Below are 23,533 nucleotides of genomic sequence, written 5' to 3'. Positions count from 1 at the left end.
CTGACAGGTTCTCCGGCGGCTCGGAGCTAGCCATGTTCGCTGGCGCCGATCATCCCGAGAATCGGCGCAGGCACCGGATAAACCCGTTCGCCCGGCAACTCTTCCCGCGCGGCTTCAAGACGACCGGAGCTGACGTGACGGTGGATCCGCTCGGCGAACGGGGTGATGTCCGTGATCTTGGCGATCCACTGGTCGAGGTAGCGCTCGACCGCCTCGCCGGAAAGCCCGATCTGAATGGCCCGCCGGTCGAGCGGCGCGAGGGTCAGCGAACGGTCGGGATCCCACTGGATGCGGACCGGGCTGGTGCGTTTGCGCTCAGCCCAGTGCTGCTGGCCCGCGTAGGCGCCGGGCTCGTAGCTGCTGAGGGCGGCGTGCGCGAGCGCCCACTCGAATCCTTCCCTGGTGAGCTGGATCTCGAGGATGCGTTCCTGCTCAGGTTTGGTCGCCCACCCGGATCGGTACATCATCCACAGGAACGAAGGTTTGATCCACGTCATCCGCTCGCGCTTGAACGGCGCCGCGAAGGTCTGGGATTCGACTGCGACGTCGGCGATGTGCCGCGAGTACGCCTGGTAAACGGTGATGGTCTGGTCGGTGTAGCCAGCCCGCACGTCCCGGCGCGGGACGCTGGGTCTGAACTGGTCGGGCACGTGGTTGTCTCCATGGTCGTGAGGTGAGGCTGATTGTGCCTGGTAGACCACGGCAGTGTCGCTGGAATTTGGTGACGGTTGAGCTCAGGAAGGCCGTACTTCGGCAGAGGAGACGGCGGAGATCGATCAGCACTTCACGTGGATGGTCAGGAATGCGGACGAACCTGTTCGGGACCCAGCATTCGGAAATCCCGCCACCCTCGCCAAAAGCGCCGATGAGACGCCATTCCCGGGACGAATGGCGTCGCTGGTTAGCCTGGACGGCCCGCGTCGCTCGGGGCTGTCGCGTACCGGGCCCGCGCGGGATACTGCGGTGCCACTGGAGTCATCGGCCCCCTCTTCGGGAAGTGGTGCGTGATGAACGGAACTGGCTTCCGCACAGCGATCGCGAGCGCGGCCGCGGTGCTGATCATCGTCTCGCCGGCGGCGGCCGCCGGTCATTCCCGGCCGGTCGTCGCGAGTGATTGGCCGACGTATCACCGCGACAACGCGCGTACCGGCGACGCCGCCGATCTCGCGCCGCTGGGCACGCTCGGCATGGCTTGGCAGGCCACTTTGGACGGTGCGGTGTACGGCCAGCCGCTGGTGGTCGGCGGGCAGATCCTGGCCGCCACCGAGAACAACACCGTGTACTCGCTCGACCCGGCCACCGGCGCGACCCGCTGGTCCGCCCATCTCGGCGAGCCGGCGCGCCGCGCGGAGCTGCCGTGCGGGAACATCGATCCGCTCGGCATCACCAGCACCATGGTGTACGACCCGGCGACGGCGCGGGTCTACGCACTCGCCGAACTCACCGGCGGCCAGCACGTGCTCGCCGGGGTGAACGTGGGAACCGGTGCGGTGGAAGTGCGCACGGAACTGGAGCCGCCGCGCGGCGACTGGATCGCGCACCAGCAGCGAGGAGCGCTGACCCTGTACAACGGCCGGGTCTACGTGCCCTACGGCGGACTGGCCGGCGACTGCGCGAACTACATCGGCTCGGTCGTGTCGGCCACGACCGCCGGCGCCGACCCGATCAGCTATGCCGTGCCGACCACCCGGGAAGCCGGGATCTGGGCGCCGGGCGGCGGCGTCGTCGACGGGCCGCGGCTGCTCTACTCGGTGGGCAACGGCGAATCCACCATGGCCTACGACGACAGCGATTCCGTGCTGGCACTGTCGCCTGACCTGCAACGGGTGGACCTGTTCGCCCCCGACACCTGGGCCGACGACAACGCCCAGGACCTCGACCTCGGCTCGTCCAGCCCGACCCTGCTCGGCGACCACGTGCTCGCGGTCGGCAAACGGGGAACCGGGTACGTCCTGCGACACGACCAGCTCGGCGGCGTCGGCGGGCAGTTGGCCCAAGCCGAGATCTGCAAGTCCTTCGGCGGCAGCGCGACCAGCGGAGACACCGCGTACCTGCCCTGCACCGACGGCCCCGCCGCGGTGCGCGTCGACGAGAACGGCACGCCCCAGGTGGTCTGGCGCGCCGCACTCTCCGCGAACGGCTCCCCGACCGTAGGCGGCGGCGCGGTGTGGGTGGTGGACTACAACGCTGGCGTCCTGTACGCCTTGAGCCCGGCCGACGGATCAGTGCGCGGGCAGCTCGACCTGGGCGAGGTTCCGCATTTCGCCTCGCCGACTCTGTCCGGTGACCACGCCTATGTGGGCACGATGACCGGCGTGGCGGCGGTCTCCGGGGCCTGATTCCGGCGGGGCGGATCCGGTGCCGCACACTCTTGGCTGGGACCGGTCGAACGCAGAGCGGTCCGCGGCGAACGGCGGAAGGAAGTGTCCGGTTGTGGTCCGACGAAGAGGAATCGGGAACGACCCGCGATATGCGCAAGACCCGAAAAGAACTAAAGCTCTGCCTGCTTCTGTGTGTCTTCGTCGGAACGCCGCTCATTGTCGTGGCCAGTATGTGGCTGGGCAGAGTTCAATGGGTAGCCGTGATCCTGGACGGATTCTCGGTTGTCGGAATTTCGGTTTTCCTGATCGGAACGAGGCGATGGAAAGGCGCTGCCGAGAACGATCGATGACGCACCTCCCGCACCGGCCTGGACTCCGGTCAAGGAAACTGACGACTCAGGCTAGCTCTTCGTCGTCAACGGCACGTCGTTCGGCGGAGGCAGAGTGCCGCCGCCCCGAAGCAGGATCGGCCCCACCGGCGCCGGTTTGGCGACCGGCGGCGGGGGCACCGGCGTCGGGGTAGGGGTGGGTTTCGGCGGCGTCGGCTGGGTGATCGAGGTGCCGTGGGCCGGGGGCGGCGGGTTCAGTTTCGCGCCGGCCGAGAGGTCCACCAGGTCGGCCAGCCCGTGGTCGCCGTCGACGCGCGGGACGCCCAGCTTCGGCAGCTTCAGCAGGTCGATGACGGTTTTCGGGATGCTCGGATGCCAGGACCAGCGGTGGTCGATGCCCGGCTTGACCCGGCCGCCGAACATCAGCAGCGGCACCCGCGGGCCGTAGGCGAGCTGGACGCCGTCCGGGGTGATCTCGACGTTCGGTGTGGCCACGTGGTCGTCGAAACCGCCCCAGTCGTCCCAGGTGCTGTCGCGTTGGCGATGCGTTCGCGGACGCCGATGGTGCGGTAGCCGGCGGCGTGGTGGAGGGCGAGGCTGACGCGATTGTCGGCGAAGACGGAGGTTGGCAGGGACCAGAGCCCGGAGTCGCCGGCGGCCATGAATTGCTTGCGCAGCAAGGATTTCCCGCGGTTGCGGCAGCGCAGCCGACGGCCCCGCCGTCGAGTTCGGCGACCCGCCGGTGCCTGGGGCCGCGTATGCAGCGACCTGCCAAAATCAGCGGAATGACGCGGAACCGCGGGGACAAGCCGATCAGCGACTCAGCGACCGACTGTCCTCGGCGAGGAGCGCCTCGCTAGCGGCTCAACAGCGAATTCGGGCAACCCGGCATCAACGCGTCCATGACCGATGCCCGCGCCGGCCAGCGTACGTACTCACGAATACGGTCGCGATCCGCCGGGAACATCCCGTCCCAAGCATGGTTCAGAGGAGTCCACGCCGCTGGCCGACCTTGTTCCGCCACCACGGGAAGAGAACGCTCGACGCCGCGGCATACGACAACCCGAGCGTCGGCTGCCAGTCCGCGCGGTAGGAGCGAACGCAGACCGCGGCTGGTGCAGGCACTAGCTGGCCGCGAATCCCGGTCGCCTCCACTAGCTCGCGGGCCGCAGTTTCCCGCGGCGTCTGTCCCCATTCGACTTTGCCCCGGGAGGAACCCGTCCGCGCCATCGATGCTGGACATTGCTGAAAGCGCGATCGGTCACCCAAACCTCCGCCGCGAATGGTTCCAACGGCTCCTTCGCCGCCGCGGCCAGCCATCGGCGAGCGTCGGCGGACTCGGCGACAGCGCGACCTGCGTCGGCCAGTGCTGCCTCTGCGGTCCGTTGCCCGGCTTTAGTGCGAATCGATCCTCAATGCGCCACAAGTTGGTCGATGAGCCAAGTTGTCTCAGGTGCTGCCGAGCGTTCTCCGCACCGGATCAGACCGATGGGCGAATCTGCGTTGACGGGGCGTCAGGACGCACTGGCTCGCAGCTTCCTTGTCGACCGTCGAGACCTCGGCTTTCTTGCCGTCATCGACAGCTTCGACTTGTCGACGTCCAGCAGACGAGCGAATGAACGGGCAGCTGAGCCGGCATTGGGGCGCTGCCGCGGCAAGTGCGCGGGCTGTGCGCCGCCGAGCGGATGTCGAGCTCAGTCCGTCTGTTCGCGTCCGAGACCCTGGATCTCCGTAATCCCCTTCCGAACCAGCGACAACCCGCCCCGGCGCGGCAGCGGGTCCGGAGGCGCCCCGGGCTGCTTCCGGACCCGCGGCCATACGCCCGCCAGCCGCTAGACCAGCACGTCGAGCACCGAGCCGACGGGACCTCCCACCACAGGCACGATGCCAACGACGCCGGTGACGAGGCCGCCGGCGGAAACGTTCGGAGCCGACACCTCCGCAACGGCGGGACCGGCTACCACCAGGACGGCGCCGACAGCCGCCGCGGCCGCGACACAGATTCCGGCAATACGTGCACGCATGAATTTCTCCTCAAGACAGGCGGAACCCCGGAAACCAGGGACCGCACAAGGGACTGCGAATGCGGCACAAGCCAAACCCGCCGACCCGATGCGCGCCGCGCGAACCCGCCGGCCTCACCCGGACGGTCGACACGCCGCCACCCGACCCGGCGACACGCGAACCCCTTCCCTGCGAGGAGAACCCCCGAGGGGCAAGCCCTCAACTGGGCGCTGTCCTGCCCCGCCCTCGCCGACCCGCCCGACGGAGCCGGGCAAATCCGGGCACTCGCTGACCGCGCAGACTACCTTCTCACCGGAGCCGACGGCCGCATGGCCAACCTCGAACTCGCCGCCCAGCGCATCGGCGGCGAATAGCAAAACCCTGACAGCCAGCCCCTCCGAGCAACGCCGCGTTGGCCAAACTCCAGTTCCCCGCCGCCTCCCGGGACTCGCCGCGACCGGGGTCGCCTGCAACGACCTCGACACCTGGACCATCGACACCGCAGGCGCATGCACGATCACCGCGAACTTCCGGGCCGCCAGCCCTGCGCCGGAGCCGTTTCCGCCGGCAACCCTCCTGCGGCGACCCCGTCCTCCTCGTCCCCGGAATCCCCGTCTCCTCCATCCGGGGCGACTTCACCGTCTCCGGAACTCGCTGCCTCGCCGCCGGAACCCAGATCTGCCTCTGGTGGCGGAACCAGTCCGGCACGGCCCAAGCGACCGCCACCGCCCGCGTCGCCCTCTGGCGCACCGGAGCCTGACCCGCGCGGGCGGGGTCCGCGCGCGGGGAACGCGACCCCGCAGGTCCGTCCACTGTGCACGAAAGGGGCCGTCATGGCTCAGCCCGGCGACCTCGTGATCACGATGCGGGAACTCCAGGACGAGGTCCGCGCCGTCCACGACGAAGTAAAAGGTGTCCGCAATGAACTGAAAACGCGATCGGCCCGCGGATCGACGACCACGAAACCGGATCCGGTCCCTGTAACGGAAACTCTGGGCCGCGGCGTCACCGAGACCCTGACCCGTGTCTTCGGAGGCTGACCGACGGCCGTGATGTTCGCGATCGACATCAGCCACCAGCAGGACCAGAGGCTCGACCTCACCCGGGCCCCGCGACGGGTGCGAGCTGTGCATCGTCAAAGCGGGCGAGGGATCGTTCTTCACGGATCCGGATTTCGCGTCGAACCTGGCCGAGGCCGGCGCAGGGCCAGGCAGCTCGTCGCGGCGTACTGGTACCAGCGCGCGGCCGCCACCGCCGCGCAGCACGTCGCGAGGATCAAGGCCATGGTGCCGCGCGAGGTCCTGGTGATCCCGGACGTCGAGGCGAACAGCGGTGATGCCGGTCTGGCCCGGGAGATCGTGCGGCTGCTGCGCGAGGCCGGGTGCCGTTCACCTGTCGTCCGCGCTGGTACTGGCAGCAGCTCGGGCCCCGTCGCTGGCCGGTTTGCCGCAGTCCTGCTCCAGTTCACCAGCACTGCCCGCATCGCCGACTACCAGCTGCTGGACGCCCCGGCGGCACCGATTCCGACCAGCCAGAGGCGGACGACATGTCCGTGTTCAGCGAACGGGCCCGTGCAGGAACCGGCCAGCATCGATATGCCGACCGTCGGCTGCACGAAACTGCGCATCCACACCCGCTTCGGCAACACCTTCTCCGTCCGCGCGGTCCTGTTCTCCGGCGACACCGGCACGAATCCGGACGGCACCGGCGTCGGTGTCGGCTGCGACGGCGAGTTCCGCATCCCGGCGCAACCCTGGCCGTGGGAGCCGAACCGGCCCGGCCCGCTCGACATCCCGCCCGGCGCGACCACCTACCTGCACCGGCCTGCACGACGCCGCCGCCGCCGACTTCCGCGTCTCGGCGGCCGCCGCGTGACCGCCCCGCCGCGGCCCGGCCGCGCCGGTGCGGAGCCGGTTGCGATCGCGCAAGCCGTCCGCCTGGCCCTCGCCGCGATCGTCGCCACCGGATGGATCGCCATCCCCGACACCACGGTCAACTGATCATGTCGATCACGGGAGCGGTCGGGTCCATTGTGTCCACGATCGTCGCGCGGAGGCGAGTCACCCCGGTCGCGACGCTTCCCTCCGGTGACGGCGCCGGTTCACCCGACGTCCTTGGCAAACTCAGGTGAACCGACGCCCCGCTGGGCCCGAAGGATGAGCGCACCGTCGGCCCGGCGGCATCCCCTCCGGCAGCGCAACCCGGCAAGATCGCGGCCGCAGGAGACACGCCCCGCCGTCGGCCGCTGGGAGGGCGAAGCCCACGACGGAGCACAGGCAGGCTACCCCCGCCGCGGCCGGACAGGCACGCGGACAACGGAACGTCGTGAACTATTCACGACACCGGCGAAACAGGGCGGGCCCGGCGGCCCGAGGGGGAGGGTGCCGCCGAGCCCGCGACACGAACGCTACCCGCCCGCCGCAGGTTCCTGTCGAAACCACGCGGCAGACGGCACCGGTTCACCCGGGCCTCCACAACCCGGGCGAACCAGCACCCCGCGCCGGCCGGAGCATGCGGGCCCCGGCCGACGGGACCCTCTTCGGCTGGCGGACCCGCCAGCCGAAGAGGGAAACACGGGCTCCGCCGCAGGCAGAGGGGCATGACATCGGCTGCGGCGGAGCGTGCTCACGCTAACCCGCCCAACCGCCGGAAGCCGCCCCTGCCGCACTGGAACGCGAACAATTCACACAACCCGGTGACCACGCCATCCCCCGACACGACAAACAGGCCCCTTCAAGCAACCCCATCCGGGGTCGCCTGGAGGGGCCTTTCGGCGTTTCAGGAATTGTCGGGAGCTGCGATCAGGATCTGGCGTCATGCGTTTCCGCTGCCGAAACCCGTGTCACCGGCCCGTGCCGGGGCCGGCATCCGCAGTGCTGGCCGTGCCGCTCGTGCCGAACAGGTCGTGCTCGGCCAGGAACCGTTCCAGCCGGGCCTGGTCGACCCGGTGCACGACGCTCGCGGCGTCCTGCCGGTCCCGCACGCACTTGGCCAGCGTGAACGCGGACGTCACCACATACAGCACCGCCAGCCCGAGAAACGCCCGCACCCACGAATCAGCAGGCGCGCACGCGATCGCGATCGACACCGCGACCAGCGACACCGCGAACGACGCGACCGCCTGCACATAGAACGCGGACGTCGTAGCCGGAGAAGGAGGTGTAGTAGCCATGCCAGCCATCATGACGGCCGTCCCGGGACGCCCGCATGAGTAGAAACCCCCGAATGCCGGAAGGCATGAATAGTTCATGCCGGGCAACGGATCAGGCGGTGCGGGACGATGGGAACCCCGATCGGGAAATCGAGGAGGGAACCACCGTGCATCGACGTTTCGCCGTCGCCGCGGCGATCGCCTCTGTCGTCGGGTCCGGTCCCGCCGGGTGCTCGTCCGCCCAGGACTGCGCCTGCGAGCAGTTCACCGCCGATACGCAGGCCGCCGGAAGAGGCCCGGTAAGCCCGGCGCGAAGGCGTGCCTGGACGTCCAATGCGCCAGCGGCAAAGGCAAGAGCTGCAAGGACATGATCGAGCCCGCCAACCAGCTGCGCGACGCAGCCAAGGCAATCTCGAGGGCGTCGACCCGGACTCCGAAGGCGCCAAACGAAGCCGTCGACAACTACTGCGCCACCAACAGCTAAAACAACACAGCCCTCCAGGCAGTCGTCAGACGGCCCGGAGGGGCCTGCTGGGCGCCGGAGGAGGGTGCGATGAACGCGGTGGCCCGGCCAGGCCGGACGAGCAGAACGACGACCTGCGCGCCCGGCATCCGCGCTACGAGTCGCGACTGCGCGAGCTGATGGTGGTCCGCAAGAACTGGTACACCCCCACGAAGCTGATCCCGGAGTTGCGCAAGTACGGCTACGAGCTCGACCCCAGTTCGATGTATCGCCTCGTCAGCACCGAACGTCCGCCGAGGATGCCGAACGAGTTGATCCTGGCGTTGTGCGAGATCCTCGACTGCCGTTTCGAGGACCTGGTGGTGCAGATCGAGCCGCAGCGGGCCCGACGCGGAGCTACCGCCGCCACCATCGCGCGCGACGGCGGAGCCGAAGTCAAGGCCGCCGCCAAGGTCGCTCTCGACGGCATCCTCGCCGGCCTCCGCGACTTCCTGCAGACCGGGCAGTACAAGGCCCGCGAGCGGGACGAGAACACCGCAGCCCACATCGCCACCGTCAACCACGACATCGCCCTCGCCGCTACGCCGCCGCCCAAGCCGCCCAGTCCGCCGTCGACGCCTGGGCTCAGGCCGACGCCGCGCTCAAAGCCGCCGACGCCGCCACCGCGTCCCAGCACCGCGCCCGGGCCGACGCCGCCCGAGCCGCCGACTACGCCCGAACGGCCCGAGCGGCCGCCACCGGAGCCAGCACCCGCGCGACACAGGTCGAACACGCCGCACGGCAAGGCCGCACCAGCCAACGCGACGCCCAGCGAGCCGTCGCCACCGCCACCACCGCCGAACGCCGCGCCGCCGGCTACCACCTCAGCGCCCTCCGACGACACCTACCGCATCTTTCTCGCCAAACAACTCAACGAAATCAAACTCCGCAACGTCAGCCCCGAACAGAACACGAGCAGCGGCGACGTGGCCGGGCTGGACCAGTCAGCCGTCGGCGGCAGCCTCAGTGACGAGCGCTACGAGGCGTTGCGCGGGATCGGCTACACCGGGTCCAAACGCTTCACGTGGCAAGAAGCCCTCGACTTCGCCGCCCGCGGCCTCTGGCCCCAAGCCGAAGTCTGCTACGCACTCGGCGGCACTGTCGACCAATGCCGACCCGGCGGAGCGGGCAAGATGCTCAAAGCCGCCGGCGAAGCAGGCAAACTCGCCCAGAAGGCCGCCAAAGCCGTCGATTGGCTCGACGACACCGCCCGAGCTAACGTCAAAGCCAAACTCAAAGACTTCGGCGACGGCATCCCGAACCGGAAGGACGGCACACGATGGTTCGACCCGAAGAAGCCCAAGGGGAACACCGTCCGCATCGAAAAGGGTAACCCCAGCTCGCCCTTCCCGTCGCAGCAAGTCGACCATGTCCGCGCCGCCGAAGACGGAAACTGGTAACCCGGGGCAGGGCAACGCATCCAGGAAGGGCAAGGGCAGAAGACTTTCCGGCAGACACACATATTCCACTCAGCGAATGGCTAACCTGGCGAAGCTGGAACAAACCGTGGCCACGATCGAATATCCGATCTTCGTACGCAAGTCCTGTCAGCCGTAGAGAATCTCGCAGACCGCGACTATCAGGAGCGCGTGTGGGTACGACTGGAGTTGCCGCACCCCGACCACGCGGACAACCTGGACATGAACATCCACATTCTGTTCGACGATACTTCCCTACTTCCAGACCCGCTCTCAGGTGTCGGCTGGTACATATATGCCGACGAAGTGGAGCCGTTGCGACTGCTTGGTGCCGTGCTCGACCCGCTTATCGACGAGATTGGCGATGATGTCGATAGCGCCATTTGGCTCATCCTCTTTGGGATGAGGTCGTTCACCGCGCAGGCGTCGCATTACAGGTGATGCAAACGCATGAGGAGACAACCTGAAACGAGGCCATGACCGCCACAAGTCGGGAAGCCCGGCGACATGAATTTCGATGTCGCCGATTTAGAACCGGCACCACCGAAGCTGCCGGTCATTGACACCTGTGAACTTCAGCGCACACCTCGGACCGGTGTCGCCGGTCGGCTCGCCTCTCGCAGCATGGAAGCTACCGAACCGGGCAGCCTTGGCCGGAGTGCGAGATGATACCGCCACAGTGGAGCTTATAGTCGGGCTGATCAAAGCCGTTATCCCCGAGCATTTTCCACCGGTGGCACTGTGGGCGGCCGTAGGGCGGATTCGCGCGCGTCGGCGACGCAGAAGTCGCGCAACTGCCTGACTCCTTCACAACCGTCGCTGAGGGGTACCTCGCCGCAACCCGGACGGTCCGGGTCCGACCAGAGGACCCGCTTCGGCGGGGGAACCAGGCACTCCTCGCGCTCGACGCCTGAACGTCGGACGGCCCCCGCTCGCGCGGGGAAGACACTTCTTAATCTGCGATATTATCTCATTGTCGGTGTATTTTCATTCACTTCTGTTCGGTCTCCGATTGCTCGCGAAGGGAATCCTTTGCTGTGGGTTCTCGGGACTTGCCGTCCTGCGGCGCCGCTCCGACGCAGGTTCGAGCGTGCCGGAACGAAACCCTCGTCAGCGGCTCATCTCGCGCCCTGTGCGCCCTCGGACGCGGCTGCCTAGGACGCACAGGTCCAGGCAATGGCCGGGACCGTAGGGGACACTGGATCGCATGGCCGGCACCCATCGCGAGCTCGCCGATTCCCTGCGGCGCGCCCGTGCTCAGGACGGCCCCGCGCGGGCCGGGCTGCCACCGGACGGAGTCGCGTGCCGGGCCTGCGCCGGGAGGAAGACGCCCGGTTGGCTGCTGGCGTGTCGACCGACCATTACGCTCGTCTTGAACAGGGACGCCGCTTCACCCCCGTTCGCGGCGGTCGGCGGGCTCTTTCGGCTGTGGGCTGATGTCGACGTTGCTGTCGCCGAGGTCCCGTAGCTGCCCGTAGCCGATCTTCGGGCCTTGGCCCGCGGACTTCGCGGTGTCCGCGTAGGTGTTGTGCTTGTCGAGATTCTGTTGCGCGATCTCGTTGTATTGGTTGATTTTCGCTTCGGTGTCGGTGGTCCGCCAGAACCGTGCCTTGTCCAGGAACGTCCGGTGCGGCGGAGTCTCGGCATCGGCCGCAGCGCCGCCTTCAGCTGGTCGAACCCGTACGCTAGGTCGCTGGCGTTCTGCGAGTTCGCGGTGAACATGTGCGACGCGGCCTGCGACACGTCCGCCAGCGGCTTGATTCGCGCCTGTGCGGCGTCCGCGCCGCCGCCGGTCCAGGAGATTCCATGCCCGACATCAGCTGCTGGACGCGGCCGCTGACCTGTGCGTGCTGCTCGGCCAGTTCGGCGGCTTGGTCGGCGCCGCCGTGCCAGTCCGGCGCGCCCTTGCTCGCCATGATCTGCTTGACCAGCTCCGATTGGGGGCACGGCCTGCTCGTCGAGGTTGCCCTTGAACAGATCGCCGAACCATCCGCCGACGTCGCTGGCCCGGTCTCCTACCGACTCGACGGTGCCTTCGACGGCGTGCCCGACGGCTTTCGCCGCGTCGCCCAGGACATAGAAGATCGACATCACGAACCCGCTTTGTGCTTCAGATTCGTCATCACCCGCTGCGCGCAGTTGTGCGGCAACGCGGCCGACGCGGATGTGCTCACTTGGCGGGCCGGCGGACGTCGGGCGACCGGAACCGGAATTGCCAGGGGAGCTGCGGCCGGCCGCGACCGCGGCGAGCACGACCAATCTGGCTGACTGCGTGAGTGTGCGCGAAGCCATCAGGCGAGTCCTCCGCCCGAGTTCGCGGCGTTCTGCACCGCTCCCTCCGCGTCCTCGTCGCCGCTCTGGTGATGTGCAGGGCCTTCTCCAAGTCGTTCGATCAGCGTCGAGACGTAGTCGCGTTCGCGCTGAATGTGGCCCAGGCCGTGGCCGAACGCGCTGGCGCCCGCGCCTGATCCGGAAAGAAGCGCGTTGTAGCCCTTGCTGGCGGGGGTCCTCGGCAGGCGGGTCCAGATGAGTGAGATGTTCTGCCTTGGGGATCATCTTCGCCAGTTCGTCGCGGATGCCGCGCGCCATGTTCAGCATGCTCATCGCCTCGTCATGGCTGAGACTGAGCTCCTGCCCGCTCGAACCCGGACCGCTGCCCGCGGCAGCCCCGCCTCCGACGCTCGGCGGGTCCCGATGTTGAACACGGGCCGCCAAGCCAGCTGCCTGCCTTCGACGCAGGTTGACCCACGATGCGCATCCCTCAAGCGACATGCCACCACCACGCTGGGGCAGCCCGCGCGAGATCTCCGCAATCATGACTGTAATCGACCAGTAACGCCAAGGTGTAAAACCGCCTATGTCGTCAGGCCAACCTCGCGGTCCTGCAGGCGTTTAATCCGGATGTGAGAGGCAAGCAGATCGATCTTGGCAGGACGTATACCGACAGGCTCGTCAAAGCGGCGCATTGACGCTGGCCTGCTGTGCCCGGGCGTTGGCTGCGTCCGGGCACAGCGTCAGTGCGGCAGCGGCGGATGTTCGGTGCGAGGGAGCACATCGACGCTGTGATCTTGCGGCTTTTCGGTCTGTCTCGGTGTTCTTGGCTTCGGTGTCGGACGGATTGGATCGCTATCGGCTGTTTAGGGTGTAATTCGCCGGTTGATTTGCTTGAGGGTGCGATCTCGGCCGATATTCCGGGATAATCGTGTCCTGGCGCGGTCGGCGTCAGGATATTCGCGGATAGGCCGCGATTGGGTTTCTGCGCGCTGCTCCGACGTGATCGCTGGATCGTCCTTGACGCGCCGGCTCTTGTCGTCGGAGCGCGAGGGCCAATGTGGTTGGCGGCTAGGCGGCTTCGTCCGATGCGGTGGCCTTTGTGGACGGTCGGCGCGGCGGCGTTGCGGGCCTCCGGGCGACGTCGATGCCGAGGGTGAGTTGTCCGGGTGGTCGAGGGGCTTTGGTCGGCTGGGCTGGTTGCTCTGCGGTGGGCAGGTTCGTGGTTGGTCGCGGTGTGTTCGCTGTCGGTGGGTGTGGGTGGCGGGCGAGGTGGTGGAGTTTGCGGAGGTGTCGTTGGACGAGTCCGGCGCGGCGGGCTTCCTCGAAGAGGGCTCGGGCGGTTCCGTTTCGGGTGAGTCGGTTGGGGTGGGGGTGGTCGGGCATGGCGGGGTTCCTGGGGTGGGTGAGCTGGCTTAGGGCAAGATCACGAATGCGTTTCGGGCTGGTTGAGGCGTCGTGATGGCGGGTGGCGGGACCGCTCGAGCGGGTGGAAGTGTCGTCGCGGCTGGCCCTTGCGGGGGAGGGATAGCCGGATGCGCACGGCTATGGCCGCGTCGTGTGCGCCGTTGGTGCGCCGCCTGGTTCCCGGCCCTCGGCCGGGCCTGGTCAGGGATTCCCTGACCAGGCCGTTTGTGCCCCCGGCAGGACTCGAACCTGCGACCTAGAGATTAGAAGGCTCTTGCTCTATCCAGCTGAGCTACGAGGGCCCGGGTGGCTGACAGCTGCTGACCTCCAGCATGGGCAGCTTAGTCATCGCCAATCTCTCGATCGTTCGACACCGTCGAATCGTTTCAGCTTCCGTTCGTCGGATTTGCGGGGCTTCGGGGGAGGAATGCCACAGCGCGCGACGGTTCCGGTACGCAGTGCGCGGGGGAGGGGTGCGGTGTGGTGAGCGGACGGCGGTTTGTGCAGCTTGAGCACCTGGATCTCCTGGCGGGGCGGCGGGCGGGACGGGGTTCGGAGGCTTCGCGGCTGGGCAGAATGTGGCGATCTTGTGATGTAGGACGGCGGACCTGGCGCAGGACGATTGGGCGGTTCGGCGGTTGCGGCCAGACCGTGGGATGTCGTGCGCCGGTTGCCGGGTCGGCGGTGCGGGGTGGCGTGGGTCTGGGCTCGTGGTTGGCAGTGCCGGGAGGTGCGGTCTGGGAGTGGCTGCGGTGCCGGGTCGGTGACGCCAAGCGGTGTGGTTTGGGCGAGTCCGAGGTGACGGGGCAGTGGGGCGCCGACGTTGAACGGTGTGGTCTGGCGAGTGGCGGGGTGCCGGGTCGGTGATGCCAAGCGGTGTGGTCTGGGCGAGCCGGAGGGGGCGGGGCAGTCGGTCGGCGGTGTCGGGCGGTGTGGTCTGGCGAGCGGCGGGGTGCCGGGTCGGTGATGCCAAACGGTGTGGTTTAGGCGAGTCGGAGGGGTCGTGGCAGTGGATCGGCGGTGTGGGTCTGGGCAAGCCCGAAACACCGGGCACCTGGTCGGCGGTGCCGGGTGGCCTGGACAAGCGGCGAGGTGGCGAAGGCGAGGTGGCGAAGGCGAGGCGGCAGGGATCGGAGGCCCGAGACCGGAACAGACGCCAGGAGCGCGCCTCCCGACGCCGCAGGAGCCCGGGCCTCGCCTCCCGACACGGCAGGGGCCTGGGCCTCGCCCCCGCTCCCAGGTCGGGGGCCGGGGAGCGGGAGGCGAGGGGTCTGGGGCCCGTGGGCGCGGTGGTTCCGGGCTGCGCGCCCACGGGCCTGGGGCCGCTCGGGGGTGCGGCCCCCGGGCCGGCGAACTGGGGCTGCGAGTCGACTCGGCCTGGAGCGGCCTCGTTCGCCTGGCCCGGCTCGGGGGTGGGAGGGGCTATTCCCACACTTTCAGGGCACGCACCGCGAACGGGGACTGCGGGACGTACGTGCCACCGCCCGGATAGGTGATGAAATCGCCTTCCGTGGAGCAGTCTGCTCCTTGGTAGATGGTGACGTCGCGGGTCATCCGGTTGACGAAGGAATGGCCTTGGAATCCCTCGGGCAGGGGAATGCAATCACCCGGATTCGCCGTGCGCAGGTCATAACTCTGGACTGTGCCGGAATAGGTTTCCGTGTCCCAGAGGCAGAACTCGCCCGCACCGCAAGACGGCGAAGGAGGCGCGGCTTCAGCCAGGCCGGAACTGGTCAGGAGGCCCGCGGTGACCAGCAGCAATACCGCGGGCAGACGGGACGCGGAGGCGGCGGGCCGGGTGCGGCGGCCGGGAAAGGGCAGGGACGGCAGCAGGCGGCGGAACATGTGGGAACTCCCCCTCAATCGAAGCGGTGCCGGGCGAAGCGGCCGGCGGGTATCCCGGGGAAACCGGGTGTGTCTTCAACCTTGGCGGGTTCCGTGCGATTTGTCTGCCCGCATTCTTACGTCTGTGGACAAGTAGTTTCCCTTCACCCGGAAGAGACCTAGTTGTCCACAGATCGCCGAACGGTCTTGCTAAATCGCCGCGGTGCTCTCCCGGACGGCCAGCGACACCGGCAGTTCGACCGGGGGCGGGGCCGGCTCCCCGGCCAGCAGGTCCATCACCAGCTCTCCGGCGACGCGACCCTTGCCGGCCAGGTCCTGGCGGACGGTCGTGAGGGGTGGTTCAGACCACGCAGCCTGCGGGGTGTCGTCGAAACCCACGATCGAGACGTCGGCGGGCACGCGCAGGCCCAGCCGGTGGGCGGCGGCGATCGCGGCGAAGGCCAGTTGGTCGGACATGCACAACAGGGCCGTCGGACGCACTGAGGCGGTGAGCAGGTCAGTTGCGGCGGCGCGGGCAGTTGAGGCCGAGAGCCAGGGGGCTTCGGTGATGGTGATGTCGCTGATCCCGGCGGCGGCCAGGGTGTCGAGGTATCCGGCCAGGCGTTCGCGGGTGCCGTGGAAGCTGGAAACAACGCCGGAATGGCGTGGGGCGGCCAGGATTCCGACGCGGCGATGGCCCAGCTCCACTAAATGGCGGGCGGCCAAGGAGGCGCCGCCGCGGTCGTCGCAGCCGACTCGGGCCGTGTCCGGGAGAGGGGGCTGGTCGATGACGACCAGCGGCAAACCCCGTGCCCGCACGGCTTCCAGCGCGGGAGTGCCGTCGGCGAGGGAGTACGCCACAGCGATATCCGCTTGCGCGGCCAGGACTCGCGACGCGGGCGGGCCTTCCTCGGCTTCGCGGCCGGGCAGCAGCAACAGCGCGTTCCCCGTCGGTTCCACGGTTTTCGCGAGCGCGTCCAGGGTGATCGACAGCGCGGGGTCGGAGAAGGCCGCCGACAGCGACGAATCCAGCAGGAAAGCGATCGCGCCGGTGCGGCTCGTGGCGAGGCTGCGGGCGGTCGGGTTCGGGCCGGGGTAACCGAGTTCACCCGCGACGCGCAGGATCTGCTCCCGCAACCGCGCCGACAGCTGGTCAGGCCGGTTGTAGGCGTTCGACACAGTGGCGCGCGACACCCCGACCGCCTCCGCGACGTCGTCCAGCGTCGGGCGGCGGCGACGGCTGCTGGTCATCGGCGGAGCATAGAGGAAAGCCTTGCCCCGCACCGGATTCCGCCCGTAAACCCGGCTCGACCAGCGCAAACACCGCGAGCGAGCGAACCGGCGGCCAGCCCGCCCCCTGTGCCGCCGCGCGCGCGACCGGCCTAGTCTCGTACTGTGACCTCGGAACCTGTGACGAAACCGAACCGCGGACGCAAGACGAGTGTGCTCCCGCTGCTTTCGGTCGGCGTGGTGCTCGCCGCGGTCGTCGCGGTCGGGCTCGTCGCGCTCACCGGCGGCGCGGGCTACGTCATCGCCGGGCTGCCGGACCCCGGGCTCGTCACGCGGTACGGCGTCACGGTGGTCCGCGTGCTGGCCGAGGCCGCGTCGGTCGTGTGCGTCGGCGCGTTGCTGCTGGCCGCTTTCCTCGTGCCGCCACAGAAATCCGGCACGCTCGCGCCCGAGGGGTACGCCGCGGTCCGCACCGCGGGAATCGCCGCGTGGGCGTGGTTCGCCGCCTCGATCCTGTCCGTCGCCTTCACCGCCGCGGACAGCGCGGGCAAGCCGTTCGGCGACGTCCTTTCCCCGGACACCTTGCTGAGCCTCGTCGGCGCGATCGAACAGCCCAAGGCGTGGCTGTGGACGGCGCTGATCGCGCTCCTGCTCGCCCTCGGCTGCCGCCTGGTGCTCAGCTGGGGCTGGACGGCGGTGCTGTTCTTCCTGTCCGTCGCCGGGCTCGTCCCGGTCGCGGTCACCGGGCACTCGGCCAGCGGCGGCTCGCACGACCTGGCCACCAACAGCCTGCTGTTCCACCTCGTCGCGGCCGCGCTGTGGGTCGGCGGGCTGCTCGCCGTGCTCGCGCTCGGCTGGCGGCGCGGCAAGAACCTCAGCCTCGCCGCGCAGCGGTTCTCCAAGCTCGCCCTGGTCTGCTGGGTCGTGATGGCGGTGTCCGGCATCGTCAACGCGCTCGTCCGGATCAACCTCGGCGACCTGTTCACCACCGACTACGGCCTGCTCGTCGTCGCCAAGATCATCGCGCTGCTGCTGCTCGGCGTCTTCGGCCAGCAGCAGCGCAGCCGCGGCGTCGCGAACCTCGTCGGCGAGCTGGGCGGCAGCCAGCTGCTGCGGCTCGCCGCCGTCGAAGTGCTGATCATGTTCGTCACCATCGGCATCGCGTCCGGCCTCGCCCGCACGCCTCCGCCACCGGACGCGGTCACCCAGCCGGGCACCGTCGAACTGCTCATCGGCTACGAACTCCAGGGTCCGCCGACGTTCTGGCGGCTGCTCACCGACTGGCGGTTCGACCTGATCTACGGCACCCTCGCGCTCGTTCTCGCCGGGCTCTACCTGGCCGGGGTGCGGCGGCTGCGCAAACGCGGTGACTCCTGGCCGGTCGGCCGGACCGTGGCGTGGCTCGCCGGCTGCCTGGTGATCCTGCTGGCCACGTCGTCGGGCATCGGCCGGTACGCGCCCGCGATGTTCAGCGTGCACATGGGCAACCACATGCTCCTGTCGATGGTCGCGCCCGTCCTGCTGGTGCTCGGCGGCCCGGTCACGCTCGCCCTGCGCGCGCTGCCGCCGGCCGGCCGCGAAGCCCCTCCCGGACCGCGCGAATGGCTGCTGGCAGCCGTGCACTCGCCGGTGTCGCGGTTCCTGACCAACCCGATCGTCGCGCTGCTGCTGTTCGTCGGTTCCTTCTACGCGCTGTACTTCTCCGGCCTCTTCGACAACGCGCTCAACTACCACTGGGCGCACCTGGCGATGAACGCGCACTTCCTGCTCGTCGGCTACGTCTTCTACTGGCCGGTGATCGGCGTCGACCCCGCGCCGCGGCGGCTGCCGCCGGTCGGCAAGCTCGGGATGATGTTCGGGGCCATGCCGTTCCACGCGTTCTTCGGCGTGATCCTGATGAACATGCAGACCGTCATCGGCCGCGAGTTCTACACGTCGCTGAAGCTGCCGTGGGTCGGCGACCTGCTGACCGACCAGCGGCTCGGCGGCGGCATCGCGTGGGCCTCGGGCGAGGTGCCGGTGCTGCTCGTGCTGATCGCGCTGCTGGTGCAGTGGGCGCGCCAGGACGAGCGCGAGGCGAAGCGGCGCGACCGGCGCGAGGAGACCACCGGCGGCGAGGAACTGGCCGCCTACAACGCGATGCTGAAGAACCTCGCCGAGGGCAAGCGGGCGGAATGAGCCCGCGGAAATAATGTCGTCCGCGTGATCTCGACCTGACCCTCGGTAGCGCGGTGGTGACCGCCGTCAGGCCGCCGGAGGAGCCACTCTACGATCGACGGCATGGCCGAGTTCATCTACACCATGAAGAAGGTGCGCAAGACCGTCGGGGACAAGGTCATCCTCGACGACGTGAGCACCGCGTTCTACCCCGGAGCCAAGATCGGCGTCGTGGGCCCGAACGGCGCCGGCAAGTCGACCGTTCTCAAGATCATGGCGGGGATCGAGCAGGCCAGCAACGGCGAGGCTTTCCTGCAGCCGGGCGCGACCGTCGGCATCCTCATGCAGGAGCCGGAGCTGGACGAGACCAAGACGGTCCGGCAGAACGTCGAGGAGGGGCTCGGCGACACCAAGAAGAAGCTCGACCGCTACAACGAGATCGCCGAGCAGATGGCGACCGACTACAGCGACGAGCTGATGGAGGAGATGGGCCAGCTCCAGGAGGAGCTGGACCACGCCGACGCCTGGGAGCTCGACTCGACCGTCGAGCAGGCCATGGACGCGCTGCGCTGCCCGCCGCCGGACGAGCCGGTCACCCACCTCTCGGGCGGCGAGCGCCGCCGCGTCGCGCTGTGCAAGCTGCTGCTGTCCGCGCCCGACCTGCTGCTGCTCGACGAACCTACTAACCACCTCGACGCCGAAAGCGTGCTGTGGCTGGAGCAGTTCCTCTCCAACTACAAGGGCGCCGTCCTGGCCGTGACCCACGACCGGTACTTCCTGGACAACGTCGCCGAGTGGATCATGGAGCTCGACCGCGGCCGCGTCGTCGGCTACGAGGGCAACTACTCCACCTACCTGGAGAAGAAGCGCGAGCGGCTCGAGGTCCAGGGCAAGAAGGACGCCAAGCTGGCCAAGCGGCTCAAGAGCGAGCTGGAATGGGTGCGGTCCAACGCCAAGGCGCGCCAGACCAAGTCCCGTTCGCGGCTCGACCGCTACGAGGAGATGGCCGCGGAGGCGGACAAGCACCGCAAGCTCGACTTCGAGGAGATCCAGATCCCGCCGGGCCCGCGCCTGGGCAGCGTCGTGGTCGAGGTCGAGAAGCTGCGCAAGGGCTTCGACGACCGCGTGCTGATCGACGGGCTCTCGTTCAACCTGCCGCGCAACGGCATCGTCGGCGTGATCGGCCCGAACGGCGTCGGCAAGACCACGCTGTTCAAGACCATCGTCGGGCTCGAGGAGCCGGACGGCGGCTCGGTCAAGATCGGCGAGACGGTCAAACTGTCCTATGTGGACCAGACCCGCGGCGGGATCGACCCGAAGAAGACCGTGTGGGAGGTCGTGTCCGACAAGCTCGACTACATCCACGTCGGGCAGACCGAAATGCCCTCGCGCGCTTACGTGAGCGCGTTCGGCTTCAAGGGCCCGGACCAGCAGAAGCCGGCCGGCGTGCTGTCCGGCGGCGAGCGCAACCGGCTCAACCTCGCGCTGACGCTCAAAGAGGGCGGGAACCTGATCCTGCTGGACGAGCCGACGAACGACCTGGACGTCGAAACGCTGGGCTCGCTCGAGAACGCGCTCGAGCAGTTCCCCGGCTGCGCCGTCGTGATCTCCCACGACCGGTGGTTCCTCGACCGGGTCGCGACGCACATCCTCGCCTGGGAAGGCACCGACGAGGACCCGGCGAAGTGGTTCTGGTTCGAGGGCAACTTCGAGGGCTACGAGAAGAACAAGGTCGAGCGCCTCGGCGCCGAAGCGGCTCGTCCGCACCGGGTCACCCACCGCAAGCTGAAGCGCGACTGACCGGCGCGGGGGGTCCCGAGTGGAAACCAGCAGGCACAACCGGCCCAGCCCGTCCGCGACCGCGGACGGGCGGCCCGCCGTTGCCAGTGGCGGGACCCTCTCCGACCTCGGCCGGCTCATCGACCGGGCGGAATCGCTGCGCTTCCGGGCACCCGAGCTGTCGCTGGTGCTCGGCGAACGCTCGGCCGCGCTCGCGGAGGCGGCGGGCGCGGACGGGCACTGGATCCGGGCGGAAGCGCTCGTGGTGTCCGCTCGCGTGCGCACCGGGGCGCGGACATCCACAGTCGGTCGCGCGGTCGCGGCTTTGCGCGCGGCCGAACACGCCGGATACGCCACGACGGCGGCGCGGCTGCGCGTCGACCTCGCGATCTGCGCGCGCAGCCTCGGCGTTCCGCTGATGGGGCTGGCCGCGCTGCGGCCGGTGCTGTCCGAGGACGTGCCGCCGTCGCTGCGCGCGGAGGCGCTGTGCCATCTCGTCGGGTGCCTCGCCCAGTTCGGCCGCAAGGCGGAGCTGGACCGGGTGCTCGTCGAGGCGGACCGGCTGCTGGTGGCCGACGATTCGCTCGACGCCGACGACCGGCTGCTGATGCGGGCGTTGCTGCGCAACGGAACCGCGGCCCACCGCCGCCGGAACGGCGACCTCACCGCGGCCGCGGACGCCGCGCGGACCGGGCTCGGGTTCCTGGAGAAGATGGACCGCCCCGGCGACGACGGCGGCCTCGTCCGGATCCGGCTCGTGCTGCAGCTGGTCAGCACGCTGCTCGACCGCGGCGACGCGGACATGGCTTACGACATCGCCGAACCCGTGCTGCGGGAACCGGTGCGCGCCGCCGGGGTCGCGCCCGCGGCGTGGCTGCGGCTGGCGGTGGCGACGCGCATCCACCTGCCCGCCGGTGCCGGCGACGCGGCCGCCGAGCTGGTGAGGGAGGCCGTCGCGGCCACCGACCGGCACGGTCTCGCCGCGGTCACCGCGCGGCTGTGGCTGGAGCTGGCGCAGATCGAGGAACGGTTCGGCAGCGCGGAAGAGGCCATCGGCTGCCTGCACCGCGCGCGGGCCGCGGAACACGTGCACGCGCGGGCCCGGCGCCAGGCGTGCGGGCTGATCGCGGGCGAGCTGGGCGGGGACGCGGTCGCGTCGATGGACCTCGACGACGTCCTCGCCGCTTCCGCCCCGCGCGACGGACGCCCGGTGTCGATGGAGGTCGAGCCGCGGGTCGCGGCCGAGGAGACCTCGGTGATGCCGGCGATCCGGGACGTCCCCGCCGAACGGCCGGACCCGGTCGCGGCACCGCTGCCCGTTGTCCCGGCGCAGGTCGAGGTGCCGGTGGAGCCGGTTTCGGCCTCGGGCTGGGTCGAGGCGGCGGAGAAGAAGCCCGCGTGGTCGTTCCGGCGGGCCGCGGCCGAGGCGGAGGTCGAGCAGACCTCGGTGCTCCCGGCGATCCGGGAGACGGCCGAGGAGGCTCCACGGACCGGCGGACGGCGGCGGGCCGAGGATCGCAAAGCACCGGTGCTGCCGGGGTGGGCGCGGCCGTTCGGGCGGAAGAGCGCTGAAGCGCCCGCACCGCGGAAACAGGCTCCCGCGGAGCCGGTCGGCCGGGCGGAGGCTGCGTCGGTGCAGGTCGCCGAGAGTGCGGCTGGGACGCGAGCGGCCAAGACCGCGGAGGACGCGGCGGTTCGCCGGTCTGACTCTCAGGAAGCGAAGAGCACGGCGGAGGTCGCGCCGGGGCGTCGCCGGGCGGAGACGACCGCCGCGGAGACGTCGCGCTGGCCGGAGAAGCCGCCGGCCGCGCGTCGGTCGGCGGAGGACGCTCCTCGACGGGAGGAGAAGCCGCAGGCCGAGGAGACGCCGGTCCGCCCGCTGCGGGCGGCTGACGAATCGCGGACCGAGACTCCTCGTCGCAACGCGGAAGAGGCCCCGGCCGAGGAGGCGCCGCGGTTCTCGCTGCGGATGCCGGATCTGTCGGACATCCTGCCGGAGCTGCCGCTCGCCCCGGCTCCCGCGGACGAGCCCGCCGCGCCGCTGTGGGAAAGCGCGGAATGGGCGCAGGAGGAAGCGGCCCGCCGCGACACGCGCGGACGCAAGACCCGGCACGACGCCGAACACGGATCGGTCGCCGCGAAGTCCGTGCTCGACCGGCTGGGCATCACCGCGACCGGCGGGGGCGGCGGACGGCGCCGGGCCGACGAGCCCGGACGTCCCGAGTCCGCCGCGGAACCGGAAGCCGAGGCGAAGGACGAACCGGAGCTGGCCCCCGCGCCGCGTCCGGAGGAGCCGGAACCGGTCGAGGAGCCCTGGCTGCCGCTCTTGCGGATGCCGCCCGCGCTGGACCCGCTGTCGGACATCGACGCGTGGACGCCGTCGGAGCAGCCGTTCCCGGAGGGCTACGCGCGCGCCATCGCGGAGGACGAGCCGCCGCCGGACGCCGGTCTCGCGGAACTGCTCGCCCGCGCCCTCGCCGAACACCAGGCGGGCACCGCGAGCGCGGCCGCGCTGGTGAAACGCCTCGGCCCGAACGACGAACCGAAGCCGATCAACGGCCGCGCGACCGCGGACCGGCACCGCAACAACGGCGACTGACGCGCGCCGGAATTTCTTGCGCCGCAGGGGAAACGCTGGCCCGCCCGGGCGGATTCCGCGGCGGGACAGGGAATTGCGCCCCGGTGCGGAGCAGCCCGCGGCTCCGGAGAGGTCCGTGAGGGGAACCCTCCGGGAATCAGAGTCCCTCAGGGTTCCCCTCACGGACCTCTGCGCGAGCGAAGACGCTTCGGTAGCTCGCCGCGTTTTCCGCGTTGCGCCAAGCGATTTCCCGCTCACTGGGCGGACGCGGCCCGGGATTATGCGGCACAAGCCGCCGAGGCCCGCCGATCTGCGAGCACTCGGCGAGTGCCCCATCCTGGAACCTCGGCTCGCTCAGCAACGGAAGAATTAGCCCGTACGGGTGGGAATTCTCGCAGGAGAGGGACGCAACCTTTTCGGTTCTCGCCGCGGGCGATACGGCCACTGAACCGATCCCGAAGCGGCCGCCGCGCCGGGAAAACCCGCGCTCCGGCCTCGTGCCAAGCCTTTTGCCGAAAACCGCCCGGATCGAACCCGCCGGTAGCTGAACCGATCCCGCGCG

At 69.6% G+C, this 23,533-nt stretch carries 17 protein-coding genes and 1 tRNA gene; 10 read left to right on the top strand and 8 right to left on the bottom strand.

Features of this window, described 5'->3' with window-relative positions:
* Window positions 1-26: 26 nt before the first annotated feature.
* Window positions 27-650: a DUF4291 domain-containing protein gene (locus CU254_RS27675; protein ID WP_009081343.1), complete on the bottom strand. Its 624-nt coding sequence runs from the start codon at window positions 648-650 to the stop codon at window positions 27-29.
* Between the two features lie 357 nt (window positions 651-1,007).
* Between CU254_RS27675 and CU254_RS27670 the strand changes: the two genes are divergently transcribed.
* Window positions 1,008-2,339 (top strand): PQQ-binding-like beta-propeller repeat protein, encoded by a 1,332-nt coding sequence (locus CU254_RS27670; RefSeq protein ID WP_100266898.1) that lies wholly within the window; start codon window positions 1,008-1,010, stop codon window positions 2,337-2,339.
* A 383-nt stretch (window positions 2,340-2,722) separates the two neighbouring features.
* Here CU254_RS27670 and CU254_RS27665 read toward each other — a convergent pair whose 3' ends face one another.
* The 3 genes from CU254_RS27665 to CU254_RS27650 form a co-directional block, all read right to left on the bottom strand.
* Window positions 2,723-3,145: a hypothetical protein gene (locus tag CU254_RS27665; RefSeq protein WP_009081337.1), complete on the bottom strand. Its 423-nt coding sequence runs from the start codon at window positions 3,143-3,145 to the stop codon at window positions 2,723-2,725.
* A 489-nt stretch (window positions 3,146-3,634) separates the two neighbouring features.
* Window positions 3,635-3,880: an NUDIX domain-containing protein gene (locus CU254_RS44360; RefSeq protein ID WP_009081335.1), complete on the bottom strand. Its 246-nt coding sequence runs from the start codon at window positions 3,878-3,880 to the stop codon at window positions 3,635-3,637.
* Between the two features lie 602 nt (window positions 3,881-4,482).
* Complete coding sequence (locus CU254_RS27650; protein ID WP_009081334.1) at window positions 4,483-4,674, bottom strand: hypothetical protein; 192 nt, start codon at window positions 4,672-4,674, stop codon at window positions 4,483-4,485.
* An 813-nt stretch (window positions 4,675-5,487) separates the two neighbouring features.
* Between CU254_RS27650 and CU254_RS27645 the strand changes: the two genes are divergently transcribed.
* Both CU254_RS27645 and CU254_RS27640 read left to right on the top strand, forming a co-directional pair.
* Window positions 5,488-5,694, top strand: coding sequence for a hypothetical protein (locus tag CU254_RS27645; RefSeq protein ID WP_009081332.1), 207 nt, complete (start codon window positions 5,488-5,490; stop codon window positions 5,692-5,694).
* 243 nt (window positions 5,695-5,937) lie between these two features.
* On the top strand, window positions 5,938-6,654 hold the full coding sequence (locus CU254_RS27640; RefSeq protein WP_037715029.1) for a hypothetical protein: 717 nt from the start codon (window positions 5,938-5,940) through the stop codon (window positions 6,652-6,654).
* An 842-nt stretch (window positions 6,655-7,496) separates the two neighbouring features.
* On the opposite strand, the gene CU254_RS27635 is transcribed toward CU254_RS27640, so the two are convergent.
* On the bottom strand, window positions 7,497-7,826 hold the full coding sequence (locus CU254_RS27635) for a YiaA/YiaB family inner membrane protein (protein WP_050788297.1): 330 nt from the start codon (window positions 7,824-7,826) through the stop codon (window positions 7,497-7,499).
* Between the two features lie 312 nt (window positions 7,827-8,138).
* Here CU254_RS27635 and CU254_RS27630 point away from each other — a divergent pair, with 312 nt between their 5' ends.
* The 4 genes from CU254_RS27630 (at window position 8,139) to CU254_RS27615 (ending at window position 11,993) form a co-directional block, all read left to right on the top strand.
* Window positions 8,139-9,707, top strand: coding sequence for a helix-turn-helix transcriptional regulator (locus tag CU254_RS27630; protein WP_078560912.1), 1,569 nt, complete (start codon window positions 8,139-8,141; stop codon window positions 9,705-9,707).
* Between the two features lie 189 nt (window positions 9,708-9,896).
* Window positions 9,897-10,166, top strand: a complete 270-nt coding sequence (locus CU254_RS27625) for a hypothetical protein (RefSeq protein ID WP_009081326.1) — start codon at window positions 9,897-9,899, stop codon at window positions 10,164-10,166.
* A 1,087-nt stretch (window positions 10,167-11,253) separates the two neighbouring features.
* Window positions 11,254-11,565 carry a hypothetical protein gene (locus CU254_RS43265; protein ID WP_158688100.1) on the top strand — a complete coding sequence of 104 codons (312 nt, stop codon included), beginning with the start codon at window positions 11,254-11,256 and terminating at the stop codon, window positions 11,563-11,565.
* Window positions 11,532-11,993: a hypothetical protein gene (locus CU254_RS27615; protein WP_037715024.1), complete on the top strand. Its 462-nt coding sequence runs from the start codon at window positions 11,532-11,534 to the stop codon at window positions 11,991-11,993. The genes CU254_RS43265 and CU254_RS27615 overlap by 34 nt, the downstream gene beginning before the upstream one ends.
* Before the next feature lie 1,638 nt (window positions 11,994-13,631).
* Here the strand turns inward: CU254_RS27615 and CU254_RS27610 are convergent.
* From CU254_RS27610 to CU254_RS27600, 3 genes are all read right to left on the bottom strand, one after another.
* A tRNA-Arg gene (locus CU254_RS27610) sits at window positions 13,632-13,705 on the bottom strand.
* Between the two features lie 1,120 nt (window positions 13,706-14,825).
* Window positions 14,826-15,248, bottom strand: coding sequence for a peptidase inhibitor family I36 protein (locus CU254_RS27605; protein WP_078560910.1), 423 nt, complete (start codon window positions 15,246-15,248; stop codon window positions 14,826-14,828).
* Between the two features lie 189 nt (window positions 15,249-15,437).
* The gene (locus tag CU254_RS27600) at window positions 15,438-16,478 is read right to left on the bottom strand and encodes a LacI family DNA-binding transcriptional regulator (RefSeq protein ID WP_009081320.1); all 1,041 of its coding nucleotides are present in this window, start codon (window positions 16,476-16,478) and stop codon (window positions 15,438-15,440) included.
* Window positions 16,479-16,622: 144 nt separating this feature from the next.
* On the opposite strand from CU254_RS27600, the gene CU254_RS27595 reads away from it, so the two are divergent.
* The 3 genes from CU254_RS27595 to CU254_RS27585 all read left to right on the top strand — a co-directional run bounded on the left by CU254_RS27595 (window position 16,623) and on the right by CU254_RS27585 (window position 22,992).
* Window positions 16,623-18,635, top strand: coding sequence for a cytochrome c oxidase assembly protein (locus CU254_RS27595; RefSeq protein ID WP_009081318.1), 2,013 nt, complete (start codon window positions 16,623-16,625; stop codon window positions 18,633-18,635).
* Between the two features lie 102 nt (window positions 18,636-18,737).
* Entirely contained in the window at window positions 18,738-20,414 is a 1,677-nt protein-coding gene (ettA, locus tag CU254_RS27590) for an energy-dependent translational throttle protein EttA (RefSeq protein WP_009081316.1), read from the top strand.
* A gap of 19 nt (window positions 20,415-20,433) precedes the next feature.
* Window positions 20,434-22,992, top strand: coding sequence for a hypothetical protein (locus CU254_RS27585; RefSeq protein WP_009081315.1), 2,559 nt, complete (start codon window positions 20,434-20,436; stop codon window positions 22,990-22,992).
* Window positions 22,993-23,533: the final 541 nt, after the last annotated feature.

Source organism: Amycolatopsis sp. AA4 (assembly GCF_002796545.1).
Classification (GTDB): domain Bacteria; phylum Actinomycetota; class Actinomycetes; order Mycobacteriales; family Pseudonocardiaceae; genus Amycolatopsis.
The sequence above is the reverse complement of the archived record's forward strand: the minus strand, read 5'-3'. Positions and strand labels throughout refer to the sequence as shown.

Excerpts from the sequence above, each read along its gene's own strand:
- CU254_RS27670 (WP_100266898.1), top strand. The coding sequence starts at position 1,008 with ATGAACGGAACTGGCTTCCGCACAGCGATCGCGAGCGCGGCCGCGGTG.
- CU254_RS44360 (WP_009081335.1), bottom strand. The coding sequence starts at position 3,880 with ATGGCGCGGACGGGTTCCTCCCGGGGCAAAGTCGAATGGGGACAGACG.
- CU254_RS27650 (WP_009081334.1), bottom strand. The coding sequence starts at position 4,674 with ATGCGTGCACGTATTGCCGGAATCTGTGTCGCGGCCGCGGCGGCTGTC.
- CU254_RS27645 (WP_009081332.1), top strand. The coding sequence starts at position 5,488 with ATGGCTCAGCCCGGCGACCTCGTGATCACGATGCGGGAACTCCAGGAC.
- CU254_RS27640 (WP_037715029.1), top strand. The coding sequence starts at position 5,938 with ATGGTGCCGCGCGAGGTCCTGGTGATCCCGGACGTCGAGGCGAACAGC.
- CU254_RS27635 (WP_050788297.1), bottom strand. The coding sequence starts at position 7,826 with ATGGCTACTACACCTCCTTCTCCGGCTACGACGTCCGCGTTCTATGTG.
- CU254_RS27630 (WP_078560912.1), top strand. The coding sequence starts at position 8,139 with ATGCGCCAGCGGCAAAGGCAAGAGCTGCAAGGACATGATCGAGCCCGC.
- CU254_RS27615 (WP_037715024.1), top strand. The coding sequence starts at position 11,532 with ATGCCCGACATCAGCTGCTGGACGCGGCCGCTGACCTGTGCGTGCTGC.
- CU254_RS27605 (WP_078560910.1), bottom strand. The coding sequence starts at position 15,248 with ATGTTCCGCCGCCTGCTGCCGTCCCTGCCCTTTCCCGGCCGCCGCACC.
- CU254_RS27600 (WP_009081320.1), bottom strand. The coding sequence starts at position 16,478 with ATGACCAGCAGCCGTCGCCGCCGCCCGACGCTGGACGACGTCGCGGAG.
- ettA (WP_009081316.1), top strand. The coding sequence starts at position 18,738 with ATGGCCGAGTTCATCTACACCATGAAGAAGGTGCGCAAGACCGTCGGG.